Source organism: Bacillus sp. NPDC094064 (genome assembly GCF_050279585.1).
Lineage (GTDB): Bacteria > Bacillota > Bacilli > Bacillales > Bacillaceae_G > Bacillus_A.
The window spans coordinates 1-20,724 of sequence record NZ_JBNNUI010000014.1; the positions used below are offsets into that span (position 1 = coordinate 1).

Sequence of the window (20,724 nt, forward strand, 5' to 3'; positions counted from 1 at the left end):
TTTCTAAATTCTATTATTTTATGTTGTTTTCATTCGCTAAAATCAAAAAAGATTCCAGAGTGTTAGGAACCCTAAAGGGTTTCCAAACACTCTGAAAAAAACTAGATAGTATTTACTATCTAGTTTTTTTGTTCTACAAATGAAGTCAAATGCATACATATAAGATAATAATATAGGGTAATTTGGCGAATTCCTCTGACAAATATCTCGTTTTTTTGTGAAATGAATATGATATGATTCGGACAACGATAAGAGGTGAGGTGTGAGTGTATGGACAAGCAATCACGAACGATCTCAGTGAAAGTGAATGGAACAGAAGCAAAGTATGAGGAAAAGAAGAAAGATGAATTTGACTGGATGGTAGTAGAAAGTGAGAGACCGAAAAACGTCGTTCCGTTTCAAAAAGCGAAATCGATATCTATGAAAAAGTATCGAAAGAAGTGGAGTAATAGATTAATTATAATTGTTGCTACTGCTATTGTTATGGGTACGGCGCTTGGAATGGGAATGCTGCATGTCACCAAGCAAGGTACGGCAGGGGGAAGTGAAGTAACTTCAAAGCAGACCGGGAATGAAGAATCAAAGGTGGGTGGAACGGCAGAACAAACACCAGGACCAAAAGAGGAAAAACAAAAAGCACAGGTAGGAACGTCATTAGATCCGATGAAATTATTTTTTGTTCAAGGAGGGCTTTACTCTTCTGAAGAAAAGGGACAGGCCGCTCTTGAAGAATGGAAAGCTAATGGGGGTATTGCAGCTTTGAAACCGAGCGGCGATAAGTATGCATTAGTTGTTGGTATTGCTAGCGATGAACAGGCCGTAAATCAATTAATGACTCAGTATAAAAATGATGGTGTCTCCGTTTTGAAAAAGAACTGGGATATAACAGATAAAGCGTTACTTAAAGATGATAAAGAAGTAGGAGCGTTTTTAACAAAAGTGCAGCCATTATATAATCATTTAATAAAATATGTTTCTAGCGTACAAGCTAGCGGAAAAAGTAATGAAAAAGATATAGGTGTGATTGAAAAAGAATGGAAAGCAATTGAAAAAGAAGGGAAAAGTATGAAGCAGGAAGAAGCAAAGAAACTGTATATGTATACGTCAGTAGCTGTACAAACAGTGAAAGAAGGGAAAGGTGATAAGGAATCTTTGACGAAATTAAATCAAGTTATTATTGATGGTATACTTTCGTATGAAAAAATTGTTTCACAAAAAGTGAAATGATAGGATAATGAGATGGCGAAGGAAGAAGTATAGGTGCTTCTTTCTTTTCTTTTGAATTTAGAGCAAAGTGCTTTCTCTATGGTCGGAATATAATCGTATTCAATAAAGAAATATTATTTTGTCCAGGGAAAATGATATTTCTTTCATTTGTGGGCAAACTATTCCTTTGATACGATTGATGTAAATTGTTCTGCTTCATATGAGAAAGGAAGGAGAAAATATGAGAAAAATTATTTTAGCTTCAGGATCGCCTCGGAGGAAGGAATTGCTTGAATTAGCTGGTGTGCCATTTGAAATCGTTGTAAGTGAAGTTGAAGAAACGATTGGTGCGTATTCATCGCCTTCTGATATTGTTATGTCCCTTGCTCTGCAAAAAGCATCTGCGGTAGCAGAAACGAATAGTGATCACATTGTGTTAGGTGCAGACACAATTGTTACATATGAGTCACGTATTCTTGGAAAGCCTTCAAGTGAGGCTGAGGCGAAAGAAATGTTACAATTATTATCAGGGAAAGCACATGAAGTGTATACTGGTGTTGCAATTATAGCGAAAGAAAAAACTGTTACTTTTTATGAGCGTACAGAAGTTACGTTTTGGGAATTAACAGAAGAAGAAATTGATACATACGTTGCATCAAAGGAACCTCTCGATAAAGCAGGAAGTTATGGAATTCAAGGTAAAGGGTCTATTTTTGTTCAACATATTCAAGGGGACTACTACAGCGTAGTTGGCTTACCGATTGCACGCCTTGTTCGGGAATTGAAGCAATTTAATATTGATGTAACCCATGCGTAAAATTGCATGGGGTTTTCTTTGAGAGAACAAATAAAGGGGTGGAGAGATGAACGGTATTCGTGATGTTGTCAGGGAAGAGCAGCCACGGGAGCGTTTATTATTAGAAGGAGCTGAAAGTCTGTCAAATCGAGAGCTCCTTGCAGTGTTACTTAGAACAGGTTCTAAAGAAGAAACGGTTTTAAAGTTATCAGATAAAATTTTGCATCACTTTGATGGCTTACGTATGTTGAAAGATGCAACGTTAGAAGAGCTAGTTAGTATACATGGTGTCGGGATTGCAAAGGCGTCTCAGCTTATGGCAGCCTTTGAACTAGGGAGAAGAATGGTGCGTTTAGAATATCAAAATAGATATAGCATTCGAAGCCCAGAAGATTGCGCGAAGTATATGATGGAAGAAATGCGTTTCCTGCAGCAGGAGCATTTTGTGTGTTTATATTTGAACACAAAAAATCAAGTTATACATAGGCAAACGATTTTTATTGGAAGTTTAAACACATCAATTGTACACCCAAGGGAAGTTTTTAAAGAAGCGTTCCGTCGTGCAGCAGCCTCTATCATCTGTCTTCATAACCATCCCTCAGGCGATCCTACGCCGAGCCGAGAAGATATTGAAGTAACAAAACGTTTAGTAGAATGCGGCCGAATTATCGGAATTGAAGTGCTTGATCATATTATAATAGGTGACCATAAATTCGTGAGTTTAAAGGAAAAAGGTCATATTTAAGACTATGCTTTTTACTTATTTTGTTTTATAATGTGATTTATGAGTTTTTTGTAGAAAATTATCTGCAAAAAGGATACAGATATAAAAAACGTACTGTTTTTATCATATAAAGTAAGAAAAAATGAGTCCGTGAAAACAAGAAAGGAAGATAAATAATATGTTTGGATTTGGTGGCTTTACTCGCGATCTTGGAATAGATTTAGGAACTGCGAACACGCTTGTATATGTAAAAGGAAAAGGTGTAGTTTTACGTGAACCTTCAGTAGTAGCGTTACAAACTGATACGAAACAAATCGTTGCTGTAGGTAGCGATGCAAAACAAATGATTGGTCGTACACCAGGAAACGTTGTGGCACTTCGCCCGATGAAAGACGGTGTAATTGCTGATTATGAAACAACAGCAACAATGATGAAATATTATATTCAACAAGCTCAAAAATCAAATGGATTCTTCTCACGTAAACCATACGTAATGGTATGTGTGCCATCTGGTATTACAGCTGTAGAAAGACGTGCAGTAATCGATGCGACTCGTCAAGCGGGTGCACGTGATGCTTATCCTATCGAAGAACCATTTGCAGCAGCAATTGGTGCGAACTTACCTGTTTGGGAACCGACTGGTAGTATGGTTGTTGATATCGGTGGCGGTACAACAGAAGTTGCAATCATTTCTTTAGGTGGTATTGTAACAAGTCAGTCAGTTCGTGTTGCTGGTGATGATATGGACGATTCAATTATTCAGTACATTAAGAAAAGCTATAACTTAATGATCGGTGAAAGAACAGCTGAAGCATTAAAATTAGAAATCGGTTCTGCAGGTGAGCCAGAAGGTATCGAGCCTATGGAAATTCGTGGTCGTGATTTAGTAAGTGGTTTACCAAAAACAGTACTAATTCAACCAGAAGAAATTGCAGATGCATTAAAAGATACAGTAGATGCGATTGTAGAATCAGTTAAAAATACGTTAGAGAAAACTCCACCTGAATTAGCGGCAGATATTATGGACCGCGGTATCGTATTAACAGGTGGCGGGGCATTACTACGTAACTTAGATAAAGTTATTAGTGAAGAAACAAATATGCCAGTTCTTGTTGCAGAAGACCCATTAGATTGCGTAGCAATTGGAACGGGTAAAGCATTAGACAATATCGACCTTTTCAAAACTGCTGCTCGATAATATTGCAAAATAAAAATCAGTAAAATTAAGAGGGTGTGAACGTGCCACAGTTTTTCTTAAACAAAAGATTAATTGTTTTGTTAGTTAGTATTATTCTTCTCGTGGCATTGATTGGAATTTCATTGAAAGAACGGAACAGTTTAACATGGCCAGAGCAGTTTATAAAAGATACTGTCGGTGTTGTAGAGCGTGTATTCCAAAAGCCAGCGAATTATGTTGCCGGATTCTTCGAAAATGTAGAAGATGTAAAGCGCACGTATGAAGAGAATAAAGAATTAAAAGCAAAATTAGATAACTATGCAAAGCTATCAGGTGACGTAAAGCAATTAGAAGATGACAAAAAGAAATTACAAGAATTAACTGGTAAAACACAATTAAATAGTGATTATACTGAAATTCCAGCTACTGTTGTCTCTCGTAATCCAGATAAATGGTACGATTTAATTGGGATTGATAAAGGTGCACAGCAAGGAATTAAAAAAGATATGGCTGTAATCACTTCACAAGGTTTAGTTGGGCGAGTGAAAAGTGTATCTCAGTTTACATCATCAGTAGAGCTGTTAAGTTCTATGAGCCGAACAAATCGTGTTTCTGCTATCGTACAAGGGCAAGAGAAAATCTTTGGATTGATTGAAGGTTATGATAAAGAAAAACAATTACTTCTTTTCACAAAGATTGGCTCTGATGCACCGGTAGAAAAAGATCAACTAGTTGTAACATCAGGACTTGGTGATATTTTCCCGAAAGGTCTTGTCATTGGAAAAATCGTTGATGTTCAGCCAGATCCATACGGTTTAACAAAAACAGCTTATGTAAAACCTGCCGCTGATTTAAATGACGTAGAGCATATTATAGTTGCTAAACGTGCAATGCCTTCAGCGCCATTAGAATAGGAGGAGAAGAAGAGATGATGAAGATTTTAAAAAGAGCAGCTCTTCCTCTTTTGCTCCTTTTTGTTTTTCTATTTGAAAATATGTTTGCTACTGTTGTTCCAACAGAGGTTTTTTGGAAAGACAGTATAGCAGCGCCGCATTTCTTTATAATTGTGTTATGTTTTATTACAGTGTATTATAGTCCGGTCCAAGGGATTTATTACGGACTATTATTTGGTTTCTTATTTGATACCGTATACACAGAACTTGTCGGTGTATATATATTTGCTTATCCGATTTTAGCTTATCTAGTTTATAGTGTGATGAAGATATTACAATTGAATTTATTTATTGTTGTTTCTATCGTATTAGCTAGCATTGCAGCATTAGAGTATTATGTGTATGGATTTTTAACTTTGTTAGGACGTACTCATATGCCAGCGTATGTCTTTTTAACGGATCGTCTCCTAGCTACTTTATTGCTAAATGGAATTTTCCTATTAATAGTTTGTTTCCCACTGAGACGATATTTAACGCGTCTTTCAAAAGCGATGGAAGAAAAAGAAAAAAGGATTTTCTAATTTTATGTCGAATTGAATGGTGGGGTGAACTTTAGTGGAAGAAAAAAAGCAACAAAATGTAACGATAAAAGGGACAAAAGACGGGATAACGCTTCATTTAGATGATTGCTGTTCATTCTCTGAATTGCTAAGTGAATTGGACGAAAAGCTTTCTACGCATTACTATGGTGGTGATGGGCACTCTTTAATTGAAGTGCACGTGAAAGTAGGCAATCGCTATTTAACAGAAGTCCAACAAGAAGAGATTCGTACGTTAATTCGTAATAAGAAGAATCTCGTTGTGGATTCAATTGAAAGTGATGTTATGACTAAAGCGGAAGCAATAGCTTGGAAAGAAGAAACAGAAATTGTCCCTATTTCCAAAATTGTTCGCTCTGGACAAGTTTTACATGTAAAAGGAAATTTATTGTTAATTGGTGATGTTAATCCAGGCGGAACGGTTATCGCTGGGGGGAATATTTTTGTTGTGGGATCATTAAGAGGAATTGCACACGCCGGTTATGATGGAGATACGGAAGCTGTTATTGCGGCATCTGTTATGAACCCGATGCAACTTCGAATTAGTGATGTGACAATGCGGGCTCCGGAAGAGAAAGAAGACGGAGCGGAGACGGCAGAATGTGCGTATATTAATGAGAATAATCACATTGTTGTCGATCGCCTGCAACTTCTCACTCATCTTAGACCTAATTTAACAAAGTTAGAAAGGGGAATTGTATAGCTGTGGGAGAGGCAATAGTAATTACATCTGGAAAGGGCGGAGTAGGTAAAACTACAACGTCTGCGAACATTGGTACAGCCCTAGCGTTATCTGGAAAGAAAGTGTGCTTAATTGACACAGATATCGGTCTTCGAAACTTAGACGTAGTAATGGGGCTGGAAAACCGTATTGTATTTGATCTTGTTGATGTCGTTGAAGGGCGTTGCCGTTTACCTCAGGCTCTTATTAAAGATAAACGTTTTGATGATCTTTATTTATTACCTGCAGCACAAACGAGTGATAAATCAGCGGTAACACCTGAACAAATGGATGAATTAATACAAGTATTACGTCAAGATTATGATTACATATTAATTGATTGTCCTGCGGGGATTGAGCAGGGGTTTAAAAATGCGGTAGCTGGTGCGGATAAAGCAATTGTTGTTACGACGCCAGAAGTATCCTCAATGCGCGATGCGGATCGTATTATCGGGCTTTTAGAAAAAGAGGATATTGAACCACCGAAACTTGTTATTAACCGTGTACGTAGTCATATGCTTCATGAACAGGATATGTTAGATGTTGATGAAATCGTACGTACATTGTCAATCGAGCTTCTTGGTGTTGTTGAAGATGATGATGAAGTTATTCGAGCTACAAATACAGGTGAGCCTGTAGCGTTGCAACCGAGCGGAAAAGCAGCGTTAGCTTATCGTAATATTGCAAGACGCTTGTTAGGTGAGAATGTACCATTACAAGCGTTTGAACAAGAAAAAGTATCGGTATTTACAAAGATGAAAAATTTCTTTGGAATCCGTTAAAAGCACTTCGCACATATGCGAAGTGCTTTCTTTTTTCTTCACATGAATATCTTTCTTTCCTAGCTCATACATATGTACAAACTGTATACAACTGTTTCTACTTAAATTAGCTTAGCGAAAGAAAGGAGACAGTATGAAGAATAGACGTGTAGAAGAAATTAAAAAGCGGATTGCAAAAAGGAAGGCAGAGCAAGAAAGGATGGAGGAAGAGCAATATTTTGCTGGAGGGAATTTTGATAGCGAAACGGTATTTGTTGAAGAGGGAGAGAAGGAAATTCACCCGTTGTTCCGAAAAGAAATATTTTTCTTCAAAGTTTTATTATCAGCAATATTAGTTCTTTCTGTTGCTATTTTATATAAAAATGCTCCTTCTACTTTTGATGGGGCTAAAGCTGTTACAGAGAGAGTGATGAAAGAGGAATTTCAGTTTGCTACTGTAGCGAAATGGTATGAAAAACAGTTTGGAAAACCTCTCGTCTTTTATTCGCCTAATGAGAAAAAGGAAGGGGCGATTCAACAAAAAGATTATGCAATTCCTGCTTCTGGAAAGGTAATGCAAGGATTTCAAAAAAATGGCCAAGGTGTATTTGTCCAAACAGCTACAAATGCAACAGTTGAGTCAGTGAATGAGGGGTTGGTTGTTTTTGCAGGTAAGAAAGAGGAACTTGGAAATACAATTCAAATTCAGCATGCAGATGGCACTGAGTCATGGTATGCAAATTTAAATGACATGTCAGTAAAATTATATGATTACGTTTCAAAGAAACAAAAAATTGGAACGGTAAGTAATGATGCAAATGATAAAAATGGGAAATTTTATTTCGCGATAAAAAAGAATGAAAAATTTATTGACCCGATTCAGGTGATTTCATTTGATTAAATATAGAGATGTTTTAACGAAGATTTCAGTGCATCCGTTGTTTTGGGTTATTATTGTCATTGGTATTTTTACAGCGCGTTTTAAAGAGTTACTATTATTATTTTGTATTGTTCTCATTCATGAACTTGGGCACGCTTTTGCAGCAGCATATTATAATTGGCGTATTAAAAGAATTCAGCTGTTACCGTTCGGTGGTGTGGCTGAGCTTGAGGAACACGGAAATAAGTCGTTGAAAGAGGAACTTGTTGTCGTAATTGCAGGACCTGTTCAACACGTTTGGATGATGCTCGTTGGTTATGTACTGTTTGAAGCTGGTTGGCTTGGGACAGAGTTGTATTATTTCTTTATGTGGAACAATATAGTAATTTTAGCATTTAATTTATTACCTATTTGGCCGCTTGATGGTGGAAAAGTACTATTTAATGTACTATCATATCGTTTTCCTTATTTACAAGCACATGAAAAGATGATGAAATTGTCATGTGTTTTTTTTGGTGTAATATTAGGATGGCAGCTACTTTGGAATAGCAATAATATTATGATGTGGATACTGCTCATATTTTTGGCAGTGTCGTTATATCAAGAGTGGAAACAAAGACGCTATGCATTTATGCGCTTCTTATTAGAACGTTATTACGGGAATAAAAGAGGAATTGAAAAGATTGCACCTATTGAGGTGCAAACAGAAGATCGTTTATATACAATCTTCACGAAATTTCGCAGAGGATATAAGCACTCTATTATCGTCCATGGAAAATATAAAGAGCATTACACGTTGGATGAGAATGAATTACTCTATGCGTATTTTACTGAAAAACGAACAACTTCATCTGTTGAAGAATTAATCGGTTAGTGTTGACGATAGCACTAACCTTTTATTATTGTAAAAGCAAAGAAGATTATAAAGTGAGGAAATAATTTTGAAAACGTTATATATGAATTATGCTGGATCGGAAAAGCGAGTTGCAATTGAAGAAAAGAAAAAAATTGTTGAGTTGTTATGGAAACGAAATGAAGAGCAAGAAATTGTCGGACATATTTATGTTGGACGTATCGCAAGGACAATTGCCGGCATGAACGCGGCATTTGTAAATATCGGTTTAGAAAAACATGCATACCTCTCATATGATGATGTGCCATCTTCCTATCGTATACATGAAGGACAAGCGGTGCTCGTACAGGTTGTGAAAGAGGCAATTGATACGAAAGGGCCTAAATTGACAGCGAATATAGAGTTTACAGGGAAATATGTTGTTTATATGCCGTTTGATGAAATGCGCGCTGTTTCTCGGAAAATAAAAAATAATAAAAGAAGGCAAGAGTTACTTCAAATTGAGGTAGAAGGAACAGGAGGATATATTTTCCGTTCTGCTTCTGAAAAAGGACCAATTGAAGAAATACAGGCTGAAATGCAAAGGCTGCAGCAGTTATATGAAGAGTTAAAAAGAAAAGAGAGCCAGGGGAAAGCACCATTATTACTTCATCGACCAGCGACCTTTTTAGATCGTGTATTTCAAGAGAACCCAATTGAAACAATTGAAAAAGTAGTTGTAGATACAAGAAGTATAATAAAAGAATTAGAAGAGAAGCTTGGGGGAGAAAAAGTATCTTTTTATAACGAAAAGTTTTCTATGTTCAGTCATTTTGGTGTGGATCGTGAAATTGAAAAAGCACTTCAAAAAATTGTATGGCTACAAAATGGCGCGTATTTAATTGTAGAACAAATGGAGACGATGACGGTAATTGATGTGAATACGGGCAAGTTTACTGGAAAACAAAATTTACAAGATACAGTTCTTCGCACAAATGAAATAGCTGCTGAAGAGATTGCGCGCCAATTAAGACTTCGTGATATTGGTGGTATGATATTAATTGATTTTATTAATATGAAAAGAAAAGAAGATAAAGAAAAGGTAAGAGAATGCCTCATAGCTGCTATGCAAAATGATCGCACGTATACAAGAGTGCTTGGGTTTACTGAGTTAGGGATTTTGGAGATGACACGTAAACGTAAGAAACATTCTTTACGTGACGTATTACTAGAAGAGTGTGTGCCTTGCAAAGCGACGGGCTATGTTATGTCGTATGAAACAATTGCATATGAGTTAGAGAGAGAACTCATCACATATGGCAATATAGAAGATGAAGCAGTATTAATCGCTGCACCTAAAGAACTGCAAAAACAATTTTTACAAAAAGAATTACAAAAAAATATTCCATTTGAAATTTATTTCAAAGATGATATGATCGAAAAGTACGCTATTATCCGTTTTGGGAGTAAAAAAGAAATTATAGAACGGAAAAAATAGTTAGTAGAAGATTCATTGACAATAGTCAACGAATTATGGTAACATCTTTATGTTATAGTTTATAGCACCTAAACGGCTATATGCTACAACCGCACAAAACAGGTTCCCTAAAGGCATTTATGTCTACCTCGTTTTTGGCGAGTCTTAGTAATTAAGAGGAGGTGCAAGTATGTACGCAATTATCGAAACAGGTGGAAAACAAATTAAAGTTGAAGCTGGTCAAGCAATCTACATTGAAAAATTAGATGTTGAAGCTGGTGAAACTGTTACTTTTGACAAAGTTCTTTTCGTTGGTGGCGAAAACGTTAAAGTTGGTAGCCCAGTTGTAGAAGGTGCAACAGTTACTGCGAAAGTTGAAAAACAAGGTCGCGCTAAGAAAATCATCGTTTTCAAATACAAAGCGAAAAAGAACAATCGTAAGAAACAAGGTCATCGTCAACCTTACACTAAGCTAGTTGTTGAAGCTATCAACGCTTAATTCTGGTTAACATGATTAAAATTACGATAAGTCGCACGAAATTAGGAAGTATCCAATCATTTAAAATGACTGGACATGCCAATTATGCGCCACATGGACAAGACCTTGTCTGTGCTGGAACTACAGCGGTTGTGTTTGGTTCTATAAATGCAGTGGAAGAACTTTGTAATGTGCAGGCAACTATTGAACTCGGAAGTGATGGCGGATTCTTGACGTATGAATTGCCTAATGATTTAGACGTTCATGCAGCAGAAAAAGCACAAACGCTTTTAGAAGGATTGGTTGTTTCGCTTAAGACGATCGAACTTGATTACGGAAAGTATATCCGTTTAATAGAAAAAGTGCAGGAGGTGTAACGTATGTTAAGATTAGATCTTCAGTTTTTCGCATCTAAGAAAGGTGTAGGTAGTACAAAGAACGGTCGTGACTCTCAGTCAAAACGTCTTGGTGCTAAACGCGCAGATGGTCAAACGGTTTCAGGTGGTTCAATTCTTTACCGTCAACGCGGTACAAAAATTTATCCAGGTGTTAACGTTGGTCGTGGTGGCGATGACACTTTATACGCGAAAGTTGACGGCGTAGTACGCTTTGAGCGTCTTGGCCGTGACCGCAAACAAGTGAGCGTATATCCTGTTGCTCAAGAAGCATAAGAACTCACGGAAAACTCTAACCTGAGTGCAGGTTAGAGTTTTTCTATATTAAGGGGTATCTCAATGAATGAAAAATGGACAATTATAGATGCATTGCGCCATTCAAGACATGATTGGCTCAATCGTATGCAGATGGTGAAAGGAAACCTTTCCCTTGGAAAAGTGGAAGAAATTCATAGTCTCATCGATCGTTTTGTCCAAGAAGCGAGACAAGAATCCAATCTGATGGGGCTATCAATGCCTTTATTTTCAGAGTGGATTTTAACATATAATTGGAAACAGCAGCCGTGCTTATTGGAGTACGAAGTATTAGGGAATTTACATAACTTATCTCACTTAGATGAGACTGTATGTACATGGACGAATCAATTTTTCTCAATGCTTCAGCATAGTTTAGACGTATATGTTGAAAATTATGTTTGTATCACAATTGAATGTGACGCGGAGAATGCTCGTTTCTTTTTTGATTTTCGTGGTAAGCTAACGAGTGTAGAAGAACTACAGAATTGGCTTGCGAACCAAAACAATAAATGGTATTCCATTTCTTATACAGTAAGAGACGAAGAAGTCTCGGTTATATTACAACCAATTGAAAAAAGTGTGGTGAAATAATGTTTGTAGATCAGGTCAAGATATATGTAAAAGGCGGCGACGGTGGTAACGGAATGGTTGCGTATCGTCGTGAGAAGTATGTTCCTAAAGGTGGCCCAGCAGGTGGCGACGGTGGTAAAGGTGCAGATGTTGTTTTCATTGTTGAGGAAGGCTTACGTACATTAATGGACTTCCGCTACCAACGTCATTTCAAAGCTGATCGTGGTCAGCACGGAATGAGTAAAGGGCAGCACGGTCGTAAATCTGAAGATTTACTTGTAAAGGTTCCACCGGGAACAGTAGTAAAAGATGAAAAAACTGGTCAAATTCTTGCCGATTTAGTAACGCATGGACAAACTGCTGTAATCGCAAAAGGTGGCCGCGGTGGCCGTGGTAACTCACGTTTCGCAACAGCTACGAACCCAGCGCCAGAAATCGCTGAGAACGGGGAACCAGGTCAAGAGCGTGATGTCATTCTAGAACTTAAAGTACTAGCAGACGTTGGACTTGTTGGATTCCCAAGTGTAGGTAAATCTACATTGTTATCTGTTGTATCATCAGCGCGTCCGAAAATTGCAGAGTATCACTTCACAACAATCGTTCCAAATCTTGGTGTTGTTGAAACGGGTGATAACCGCAGCTTCGTTATGGCTGACCTTCCTGGACTAATTGAAGGCGCACATGCTGGCGTTGGACTTGGACACCAATTCTTACGTCATATTGAGCGTACACGTGTAATCGTGCATGTTATTGATATGTCTGGTTTAGAAGGCCGTGATCCATATGAAGATTACGTAACGATTAATAATGAATTAAAAGAATACAATCTTCGCTTAACTGAGCGTCCGCAAGTTGTTGTTGCAAACAAAATGGATATGCCAGATGCAGAAGAAAACTTACAAGCGTTTAAAGAGAAAGTGGGAGACGAAGTAAAAATCTTCCCAATCTCAGCTGTAACGAAACAAGGTGTTCGTGACTTACTGTTTGAAGTAGCGAACTTAATAGAAACAACACCTGAATTCCCAATACATGAAGTTGTGGATGAGTCTGATACAAGTGTAATGTACAAATTTGAGACTGAAGGTGTTAAATTTGAAATTACACGTGAAAGTGATGGCACGTTTGTTATTTCTGGTTACGATATCGAGAAGACATTCAAAATGACGGACTTCTCACGTGATGAATCTATACGTCGTTTCGCTCGTCAAATGCGCGGAATGGGTATTGATGAAGCGCTTCGTGCACGTGGTGCAAAAGACGGAGATATTGTAAAAATTCTTGAATATGAATTTGAATTTATCGATTAAGACTGCCGAAATATGGCGGTCTTTTTTTTATCCGTAAAAGTCAGATTGATATAGGAAAAAATCCCCACTGGTTAAATTTTCATTTTATAATGGGAAAAGGAGTGATTTTAGAACTATATTTTACGGGGAGAAAAAGAATATGTATAAAATATTAATTGTAGAAGACGATGAAAAAATCGCGGGGATATTAGAGGAGCATTTAGAAAGGTATGGCTACCAGTCATTTAGAGCAAGTAATTTACGTCATATAAAAGATGAGTTCGTAAAAGTGAATCCACATCTCGTATTACTGGATATTAATTTACCGTACTTTGATGGTTTCTATTGGTGTCGTCAAATCCGAAGTGTATCGAATGCGCCGATTATTTTTGTTTCTGCAAGAACAGGGGAAATGGATCAAGTAATGGCAATTGAAAATGGCGGAGATGATTACATTACGAAGCCATTCCATTTAGATATTGTAATGGCTAAGGTGAAAAGTGCACTTCGTCGTGGGTATGGTGAGTACGCTTCTGCGGCAGAGAGCGATTGCTTAGGTGTTAATGGACTGTTGTTATTCCCGTCCCAACACGTTGTTGAGTGGCAAGGGCAACAAACAGAACTGACAAAAAATGAATTTTACTTGTTAGAGTGTTTAATGAAACAGGCGAATCAATATGTAACGCGCGAAGAACTGTTAGAAGCTTTGTGGGATGAAGTAGCATTTGTTGATGATAATACATTAACCGTAAATGTGAAACGTGTAAGGAAGAAACTAGAGGAGCTAGGCATTAAAAATGCAATTGTAACGAAACGTGGATACGGTTATGCGCTTCTTACAGAGTGGGGCGCAGGGAATGAAGGTTAAAAATTATCTCATAGACCGATTTTCTTTACTTCTTTCTTATATTGTTAGTCTTTGTTTATTTGGGCTCGTATTGCAGTTGCAAAATCTTTTAGAAAAGCGATCCATTGATTGGAGTACGTGGTTATACGGACTTTTATTAGGGACAGTTGTGTTTACTGTATACCTCATTTACGATTACCGAAAACGGAGTGTGTTTTTAAAGAGAATTGAAAAATATGTTGCTGGTGGAAATACATTACATGACTCGTTACTTATTGATACTTCTTATACGTCAGAGCAAGAGTTGATCGTTGAATCATTTACTTTGTTAAGACAGCAATATATGAATGAAGTTCATAAACAACATACGAAAGAGCAACAGCAAATGATATTTATGAACCAATGGATTCATCAAATGAAAACACCGGTATCTGTTATAGAGTTACTATTACAGAAGTTTGGTAAAGAGCATCGTGAAGCAAGAACAACAGTTGAAAGTATTCGTGAAGAAAATAATCGTATACTTAATGGTTTAGATTTAGCATTACATATGGCAAGGCTAGAGCAGTTTGCGAAAGATTATAAAGTAGAAGTAGTAAATGTGATAGATGTCGTGCGAGGCATTATTAATGAGAATAGAAAGTCTTTTATTCAATCGTCTGTATTTCCGAAAGTGATGTTTGAAGAAGATACTTGTATGGTTGCATCTGATAGAAAATGGCTGAGCATTGCTATCGGTCAAATTGTTGTAAATGCAATTAAGTATACGAAAATTTCAGAAGCAGAGAAAAAAGAAATTCAATTTCAAATTGAAGAGAAAGATCAAAAGGTGTTACTGCATATTAAAGACAATGGAATCGGTATTCCAGAGCAAGATGTAAAGCGTATATTTGATCCGTTCTTTACGGGAATAAATGGCCGTAAAACGCGAGAAGCTACCGGGATGGGTTTATATATTACGAAGGAAATTTGCGATAATTTACATCATGGAATGTATGTGCAATCGGCTGAAGGGGAAGGGGCAACATTCACGTTCCAATTTGCAAAAGATGAAGAATATCATACATTAATGAGAAAAATGACAAAACTGTAAGATAACAAAACTTTTTGTAAGGGAAATCACTCGTTTCTTTTTCTTATTTTTCTTATAGTAAATGTAAGAAGAAAACACATAGGGGGATTAGAAATGAGTGTTCTTGAAGTGAAAGGGTTAACGAAGGTATATCAATCAAAAGGTTCAGTAGCGACGACTGCTTTAAACGATATAAATTTTAAAATTGAAGAAGGCGAATTTGTAGGAATTATGGGTCCTTCAGGGAGCGGGAAAACAACGCTTTTAAATTTATTAGCGACAATTGATAAGCAAACTTCAGGTCATGTGCTTGTAAATGGAGAAGAAATTAATCAAATGCGTGCTGCAAAATTAGCGGAGTTTCGCCGTACACATTTAGGATTCATCTTCCAAGATTTCAACTTACTTGATACGTTATCAATTAAAGAAAATATCATTTTACCGCTTGTAATGGCGAAGAAATCTGTAAATGAAATTGATACGAAAGTGCTGGAAATTGCGAAGTTTTTAAACATCGAAGAAATTTTAAATAAGAAAGTATATGAAGTATCAGGCGGACAACAACAACGTGCAGCAGCAGCGAGAGCAATTATTCATGAACCGACGCTAATTTTAGCTGATGAGCCAACTGGAAACTTAGATTCAAAGTCGGCGAAATCATTAATGGGAGCATTGCAAGATTTACATGAGCAAAAGAAAGTGACAATTGCAATGGTAACGCATGATCCAGTGGCGGCGAGTTATTGCGAACGTATCCTCTTCATTCGCGACGGAGAAATTTTCTCGGAAATTCATAAAGGAAGAACGAAGCAAGCCTTTTTCCAAGAAATTCTGGACGTACTTGCGATGCTAGGAGGAGAATATCATGAACTTTCGCCAGCTCGCGCTTAATAATGTAAAAGGAAATTGGCGTAATTATAAAGCGTTTCTGATTAGTAGTTGTCTATCGATTGTCGTATTTTTCATGTATGCTTCCTTCATTTATCATCCAGATGTCGTAAGCGGTAATATTAGTATGAGGGAGATGATTTCAACAGGGTTAGAATCGATGAACTATATTGTAGTCATCTTCTCAGCACTCTTTATTTTATATGCAAATTCAACGTTTTTACGAGCACGAAAAAAAGAATTTGGTCTATTAACATTAATAGGTGGAACGAAGTCTCAACTTGGCAGAATAATTATACTAGAACAACTTATGTTAGGTGGCATTGCAATTGTAGTAGGTATTGGGATTGGCATGCTTTGCTCAAAACTGTTTTTCCAAGCATTAAGCGTATTACTAAAAGTTGATAAAACACTCCCGCTCGTATGGAATGGTAAAGCCGTTTTGATTACAGCTGGTGTATACTTTATTCTCTTTTTAATCTTATCATTGTTTAGTGTTTGGACAGTAGGACGCTTGCAAATTATTGATTTATTAAGAGAAGCAAGAAAACAGAAAGTAGAACCTTTTGCATTTACATGGTTATGTGTAGCGGGTATAGGATGTATTATTGTTGCATATGTACTTAGCTTCCAAGTGACATTTATGAATTTTATCATGCTGTTTTTACCGATTGTAGGGCTGACGATAGGCGGAACTTATTTGCTGTTTACACAAGGTAGTACAGTCGTATTAAAGGTGTTACAAAAACGAAAAAAATCTTTTTATACATATCCAAATATGTTCGTACTTAGCAATCTTATTTATAAAATGAAAGATAATGCTCGTTTTCTATTTGTAATTTCTATCATTACGGCCGTTGTATCTTCAGCAGTTGGTACGCTGTACGTATTTTTTGAGGATATGAGTTATAAGACGGTAACTAGTACTCCGCATGCTATTTCGTATGAGGAAAAAGGAATCAATTCGCATAATGTCATCAAAGAAGGAAAAACAAAAGAATTAATAAAAAAACACGGATTTGAAGGAAAAGCGCGGGAAGTAACGTACGTAAAACTTCCTGGAACTCAAAAAATCACGATGTTTAACAGTGAACATGAAGTGCCAATGGCGATTGTTTCAGAAAAAGAATATAACGCTGAAGTACGTAAACAAAAGAGAGAGCAAGTTAGAGAAGTTCATAATGCACCAGGTAGTGCAACGATGGTCATAATGGATATGGCGAAAGATATGATGAAGGTAGATCTTTCGAAACCGTATGAATTTAAAATTAACGGACAAACGCACTCTGTTCAATTAAATGAGCCAACTTCATTTTCTGTTTTTAATGATAGTGAATATCTCATCGTGAATGATCAAGATTTTGAGAAATACGCAAAACTCGTACCAGATGAAGAAAAGACGAAATATTACGGTTATTATATAGAAGATTGGAAAAGTACTGAAGATCTTGTGTTAGATTTGAAAAAGGAAATTGCGCCAGATAAGCAAGCGGAATTAAATAACTCGGTGCTCGCTTATAAAAATATAAGGGAATCAGGAGCAATTACAATGTTTATCGGTTTCTTCGTAGCAGTACTATTCTTCTTCTTCGCTTGTAGTATGACGTACTTTAAATGGTTTAACGATAAAGAACAAGATCGTATTCAATTTAAATCGTTAAAGAGAATCGGTATGACAGATAAAGAGATTCGTAAAATTGCAATTCGACAAATGGGCGTTATCTTCTTTATCCCGATATTAATCGGTTCCATTCATAGTGGATTTGCACTTCATACGTTAGGGAAAATGCTTTATATCGATTTATGGAAATCAGGTGCGATTGTAATTGGGGCATACTTTGTAGCTTCTGCGATTTACTTTATGATCGCGCAAAGAGGATATTTAAAACACGTAAAAAGCTAGGGAAACCTCTAGCTTTTTACGTATGTAGTAAGTTACAGGAGGACGATAGATGAACATTCGGCAACTTGCGCTGCAAAATATAAAGGGAAATTGGCGTAATTATAAAGTGTTTTTTTTGAGTAGTTGTTTTGCAATATTTGCGTCTTTTGCATACATGTCTGTCATTGTACATCCGTATATGCAAGAGACGATGTGGTATCAAAACGTACGCTGGGGACTTATCATATGTAACGTCATCGTTATTTCTTTTTTCGTCGTATTTATTTTGTACTCTACTTCTATTTTCATAGAAGCACGAAAGAAAGAATTAGGATTATATATGTTAATGGGAGCAACGAAGTCTAACGTAATAGGAGTGATTATGACCGAGCAAATGTTGATTGGGGTATTTGCTAATATTTTCGGTATAGGGATTGGCATGATTTTTTTGAAACTCTTTTTTATGGTGTTTAGCATGCTAATGCGTCTTCCGAAAGAACTCCCTGTCATATTTGACGCGAAAGCGATTGGGGTAACGTTTATTACATATATGGTTGTTTTTATTCTGTTATCTTTTATAAGTGCTTTACGTATATGGAACATAAAAATCATTCGGTTATTGAAAGAATTTCGAACGGATAAAAAAGAGAAGAAAACATCAATATGGCTTTGTATATTCGGCTTTATTTGTTTAGGGACAGGATATACGTTAGCACTACAAGTGACGATGGAAACGATAGGATTATATTTTTTCCCTGTGTCTATACTTGTCTTTTTCGGAACGTACTTTTCTTTTACACACGGTACAATCCAATTGTTAGAAATGATTAAACGAAATAAAAAGATTATGTATACATATCCGTATTTATTTATAGTGAATCAATTGTCACATCGAATGAAGGAAAATGGTCGCTTTTTCTTTATGCTTTCTATGGCAACGACATTTGTAGTTACGGCAACAGGTACGGTGTTCTTATATTTTTCTAGCATGCAAGATATGTGGCGGGATGGGGGCGCGCACTCATTTTCATACATAGAAAAAGGTGTTTCTACCCATGAAGTCTTTGAAGAAGGTACGGTTGAAAAATTACTGCATCAATATGGATATGATGATTTTCAATTTATGAGTTTTGTTGGAGTGTATGCATCTTTCCAGTCTAATAAGGGAGAAATCGAAGTTGCACCGCTTATAAAGGAAAGTGAATACAATCAAGAAGCGAGAAAACAAAAAAAGAAAACGTATCATCCGAAAAAAGGAACAGTTACACTCGTTTATTATAATAAAAGTAATTATCCGAATGTATATAATCAAAAAGAGATTCAATTACAAGTAATGAATCAAACGTATCCATTCGTATTTAACGGTCAGAAAGAAGGGGCGCGATTTAATTATCATCTCGCGCACATTAACGGTTTGTTTTTCGTCATGAATGATGAAGATTTTGACAGTATAGCAAATAAAGTTCCGGATTCTGAAAAAATGGTATATCGAGGATACACATTACCCAATATCGAAAATACGAAAAAATTAAATGGAGATTTACGGAAACATATGAAACAAGATGATAATAATGCATTTCGAAGTAATATGGAGTTATATGTGAATATGAAAGAGTTTGGCGATATTACTTTATTTGTAGGTTCATTCATTAGTATATTATTTTTCCTTACATCATGTAGCATCGTATATTTTAAATGGTTTCATAATATTGCATCCGATCGAAAGCAGTACGGGGCACTTTCTAAACTTGGAATGACGAAGGAAGAAGTGTGGAAGGTTTCTCGTTGGCAATTGTGTATGCTATTTTTTGCGCCTATTATAGTAGGAAGTATGCATAGTGCAGTTGCGTTATATACGTTTCATAATACGATTTTTATGGATGGTTCATTAAGAAAAGTAGCTTTGTTTATTCTGTTTTATATCGCCGCATGCATCATGTATTTCTTTTTCGCTCAAAGAGAATATAAGAAACATTTAGACTAGCGTATGCTAGTCTTTTTTAAATATTCGAAATTTACATAGAAGAATATGAAAAATTATGGTATAACAGTAAGAAAACGAAAAAGAGGGGAAAAGACGATGATTCGAGTAGGATATTTAGGACCAGAAGCAACATTTACAAATATGGCGGTGAGTCGTTTTTTTCCGGAAGCAGAGCATGTACCGTATCGAACGATTCCAGATTGTATAGATGCAGCCGCAAATGAAAATGTAGATTTTGCAGTTGTACCACTAGAAAACGCCATAGAAGGTTCGGTGAATATAACGGTTGATTATCTCGTACATGAGCAACCACTTTCTATTGTAGGAGAAATTACAGTACCAATTCAGCAACATTTACTCGTACATCCGCAGTATGCAGAAGTGTGGGAAGAAGTATATGCAGTGCATTCTCATCCACATGCTATTGCACAATGTCATAAGTTTTTAAATGAAGAATTAAAAGGGGTAACTGTTCGAGATATGACATCAACAAGTGCCGCTGCGCAATATGTGAAAGAACATCCTGAAGAAAAAATCGCTGCTATTGCAAATGAAGCAGCTGCAGAAAAATACGGTTTAACAATTGTAAGAAGTGGCATTCATACGCATAAAAACAATCATACACGTTTCCTTGTTCTGCATAAGAAAAAGAAAGCAGTACTCCCAAATAACGGAGAAAATCGCGGAGAGAAAACGACGCTTATGATAACGTTACCTGCAGATTATGCAGGAGCGCTATATCAAGTGTTATCAGCTTTCGCATGGAGAAAATTAAACTTATCTAAAATTGAATCTCGCCCGATGAAAACAGGTCTTGGAAATTACTTTTTCTTAATCGATGTTGATAAAGCATACGATGATGTATTATTGCCAGGCGTAACGATGGAACTTGAAGCACTTGGTTTTTCTGTTACGGTGCTTGGGAGTTATTCTTCTTATTGGTTGTAAGAGGTGAGGAG

General features: G+C 36.6%; 22 protein-coding genes and 1 other annotated feature. All 22 genes read left to right on the forward strand.

Translation table 11 applies throughout. From position 1 onward, the window contains the following. The first annotated feature begins 270 nt into the window (after nucleotides 1-270). The 22 genes from ACQKNI_RS23995 (at nucleotide 271) to pheA (ending at nucleotide 20,713) form a co-directional block, all read left to right on the forward strand. Nucleotides 271-1,227 (forward strand): stage II sporulation protein B, encoded by a 957-nt coding sequence (locus tag ACQKNI_RS23995; RefSeq protein ID WP_098253407.1) that lies wholly within the window; start codon nucleotides 271-273, stop codon nucleotides 1,225-1,227. Between the two features lie 220 nt (nucleotides 1,228-1,447). Then, nucleotides 1,448-2,023 carry a Maf family protein gene (locus ACQKNI_RS24000; protein ID WP_088230704.1) on the forward strand — a complete coding sequence of 192 codons (576 nt, stop codon included), beginning with the start codon at nucleotides 1,448-1,450 and terminating at the stop codon, nucleotides 2,021-2,023. A 46-nt stretch (nucleotides 2,024-2,069) separates the two neighbouring features. Then, nucleotides 2,070-2,747: a DNA repair protein RadC gene (gene radC / locus ACQKNI_RS24005; RefSeq protein ID WP_088230703.1), complete on the forward strand. Its 678-nt coding sequence runs from the start codon at nucleotides 2,070-2,072 to the stop codon at nucleotides 2,745-2,747. Nucleotides 2,748-2,904: 157 nt separating this feature from the next. Then, nucleotides 2,905-3,924 carry a cell shape-determining protein MreB gene (mreB, locus tag ACQKNI_RS24010; protein ID WP_000466737.1) on the forward strand — a complete coding sequence of 340 codons (1,020 nt, stop codon included), beginning with the start codon at nucleotides 2,905-2,907 and terminating at the stop codon, nucleotides 3,922-3,924. A gap of 41 nt (nucleotides 3,925-3,965) precedes the next feature. Continuing rightward, a complete protein-coding gene (mreC, locus tag ACQKNI_RS24015; RefSeq protein WP_088230702.1) occupies nucleotides 3,966-4,817 on the forward strand; it encodes a rod shape-determining protein MreC in 852 nt (283 codons plus the stop codon). 14 nt (nucleotides 4,818-4,831) lie between these two features. Continuing rightward, nucleotides 4,832-5,377: a rod shape-determining protein MreD gene (gene mreD, locus ACQKNI_RS24020; protein ID WP_098253406.1), complete on the forward strand. Its 546-nt coding sequence runs from the start codon at nucleotides 4,832-4,834 to the stop codon at nucleotides 5,375-5,377. Between the two features lie 34 nt (nucleotides 5,378-5,411). Next, nucleotides 5,412-6,098, forward strand: coding sequence for a septum site-determining protein MinC (minC, locus tag ACQKNI_RS24025; protein WP_088230700.1), 687 nt, complete (start codon nucleotides 5,412-5,414; stop codon nucleotides 6,096-6,098). A gap of 2 nt (nucleotides 6,099-6,100) precedes the next feature. Beyond that, nucleotides 6,101-6,898 (forward strand): septum site-determining protein MinD, encoded by a 798-nt coding sequence (minD, locus tag ACQKNI_RS24030; protein ID WP_000503310.1) that lies wholly within the window; start codon nucleotides 6,101-6,103, stop codon nucleotides 6,896-6,898. Nucleotides 6,899-7,031: 133 nt separating this feature from the next. Next, nucleotides 7,032-7,778, forward strand: a complete 747-nt coding sequence (gene spoIVFA, locus ACQKNI_RS24035) for a stage IV sporulation protein SpoIVFA (protein ID WP_088230699.1) — start codon at nucleotides 7,032-7,034, stop codon at nucleotides 7,776-7,778. Beyond that, nucleotides 7,771-8,631, forward strand: a complete 861-nt coding sequence (spoIVFB, locus tag ACQKNI_RS24040; protein WP_088230698.1) for a stage IV sporulation intramembrane metalloprotease SpoIVFB — start codon at nucleotides 7,771-7,773, stop codon at nucleotides 8,629-8,631. Before spoIVFA ends, spoIVFB begins: the two co-directional genes overlap by 8 nt. Before the next feature lie 67 nt (nucleotides 8,632-8,698). Continuing rightward, on the forward strand, nucleotides 8,699-10,087 hold the full coding sequence (locus tag ACQKNI_RS24045) for an Rne/Rng family ribonuclease (RefSeq protein WP_088230697.1): 1,389 nt from the start codon (nucleotides 8,699-8,701) through the stop codon (nucleotides 10,085-10,087). Nucleotides 10,088-10,164: 77 nt separating this feature from the next. Beyond that, nucleotides 10,165-10,242 (forward strand) — a sequence feature (ribosomal protein L21 leader region). A gap of 14 nt (nucleotides 10,243-10,256) precedes the next feature. After that, on the forward strand, nucleotides 10,257-10,565 hold the full coding sequence (gene rplU, locus ACQKNI_RS24050; protein ID WP_000270907.1) for a 50S ribosomal protein L21: 309 nt from the start codon (nucleotides 10,257-10,259) through the stop codon (nucleotides 10,563-10,565). An 11-nt stretch (nucleotides 10,566-10,576) separates the two neighbouring features. Beyond that, nucleotides 10,577-10,921: a ribosomal-processing cysteine protease Prp gene (locus tag ACQKNI_RS24055; RefSeq protein ID WP_061677162.1), complete on the forward strand. Its 345-nt coding sequence runs from the start codon at nucleotides 10,577-10,579 to the stop codon at nucleotides 10,919-10,921. Nucleotides 10,922-10,924: 3 nt separating this feature from the next. Beyond that, complete coding sequence (gene rpmA, locus ACQKNI_RS24060; RefSeq protein WP_000944957.1) at nucleotides 10,925-11,215, forward strand: 50S ribosomal protein L27; 291 nt, start codon at nucleotides 10,925-10,927, stop codon at nucleotides 11,213-11,215. Nucleotides 11,216-11,278: 63 nt separating this feature from the next. After that, the gene (locus ACQKNI_RS24065; RefSeq protein ID WP_088230696.1) at nucleotides 11,279-11,827 is read left to right on the forward strand and encodes a sporulation initiation phosphotransferase B; all 549 of its coding nucleotides are present in this window, start codon (nucleotides 11,279-11,281) and stop codon (nucleotides 11,825-11,827) included. Then, the gene (gene obgE / locus ACQKNI_RS24070) at nucleotides 11,827-13,113 is read left to right on the forward strand and encodes a GTPase ObgE (RefSeq protein WP_088230695.1); all 1,287 of its coding nucleotides are present in this window, start codon (nucleotides 11,827-11,829) and stop codon (nucleotides 13,111-13,113) included. The genes ACQKNI_RS24065 and obgE overlap by 1 nt, the downstream gene beginning before the upstream one ends. A gap of 139 nt (nucleotides 13,114-13,252) precedes the next feature. Continuing rightward, nucleotides 13,253-13,960, forward strand: a complete 708-nt coding sequence (locus ACQKNI_RS24075) for a response regulator transcription factor (RefSeq protein ID WP_088230694.1) — start codon at nucleotides 13,253-13,255, stop codon at nucleotides 13,958-13,960. Further along, nucleotides 13,950-15,032 carry a HAMP domain-containing histidine kinase gene (locus ACQKNI_RS24080; RefSeq protein WP_088230693.1) on the forward strand — a complete coding sequence of 361 codons (1,083 nt, stop codon included), beginning with the start codon at nucleotides 13,950-13,952 and terminating at the stop codon, nucleotides 15,030-15,032. Before ACQKNI_RS24075 ends, ACQKNI_RS24080 begins: the two co-directional genes overlap by 11 nt. A 93-nt stretch (nucleotides 15,033-15,125) precedes the next feature. Next, entirely contained in the window at nucleotides 15,126-15,902 is a 777-nt protein-coding gene (locus tag ACQKNI_RS24085) for an ABC transporter ATP-binding protein (RefSeq protein WP_088230692.1), read from the forward strand. Beyond that, the gene (locus ACQKNI_RS24090) at nucleotides 15,877-17,802 is read left to right on the forward strand and encodes an ABC transporter permease (RefSeq protein WP_088230691.1); all 1,926 of its coding nucleotides are present in this window, start codon (nucleotides 15,877-15,879) and stop codon (nucleotides 17,800-17,802) included. The genes ACQKNI_RS24085 and ACQKNI_RS24090 overlap by 26 nt, the downstream gene beginning before the upstream one ends. A gap of 49 nt (nucleotides 17,803-17,851) precedes the next feature. Beyond that, on the forward strand, nucleotides 17,852-19,765 hold the full coding sequence (locus ACQKNI_RS24095) for an ABC transporter permease (RefSeq protein ID WP_088230690.1): 1,914 nt from the start codon (nucleotides 17,852-17,854) through the stop codon (nucleotides 19,763-19,765). 96 nt (nucleotides 19,766-19,861) lie between these two features. Beyond that, a complete protein-coding gene (pheA, locus tag ACQKNI_RS24100; protein ID WP_088230689.1) occupies nucleotides 19,862-20,713 on the forward strand; it encodes a prephenate dehydratase in 852 nt (283 codons plus the stop codon). The last annotated feature ends 11 nt before the right edge of the window (nucleotides 20,714-20,724 follow it).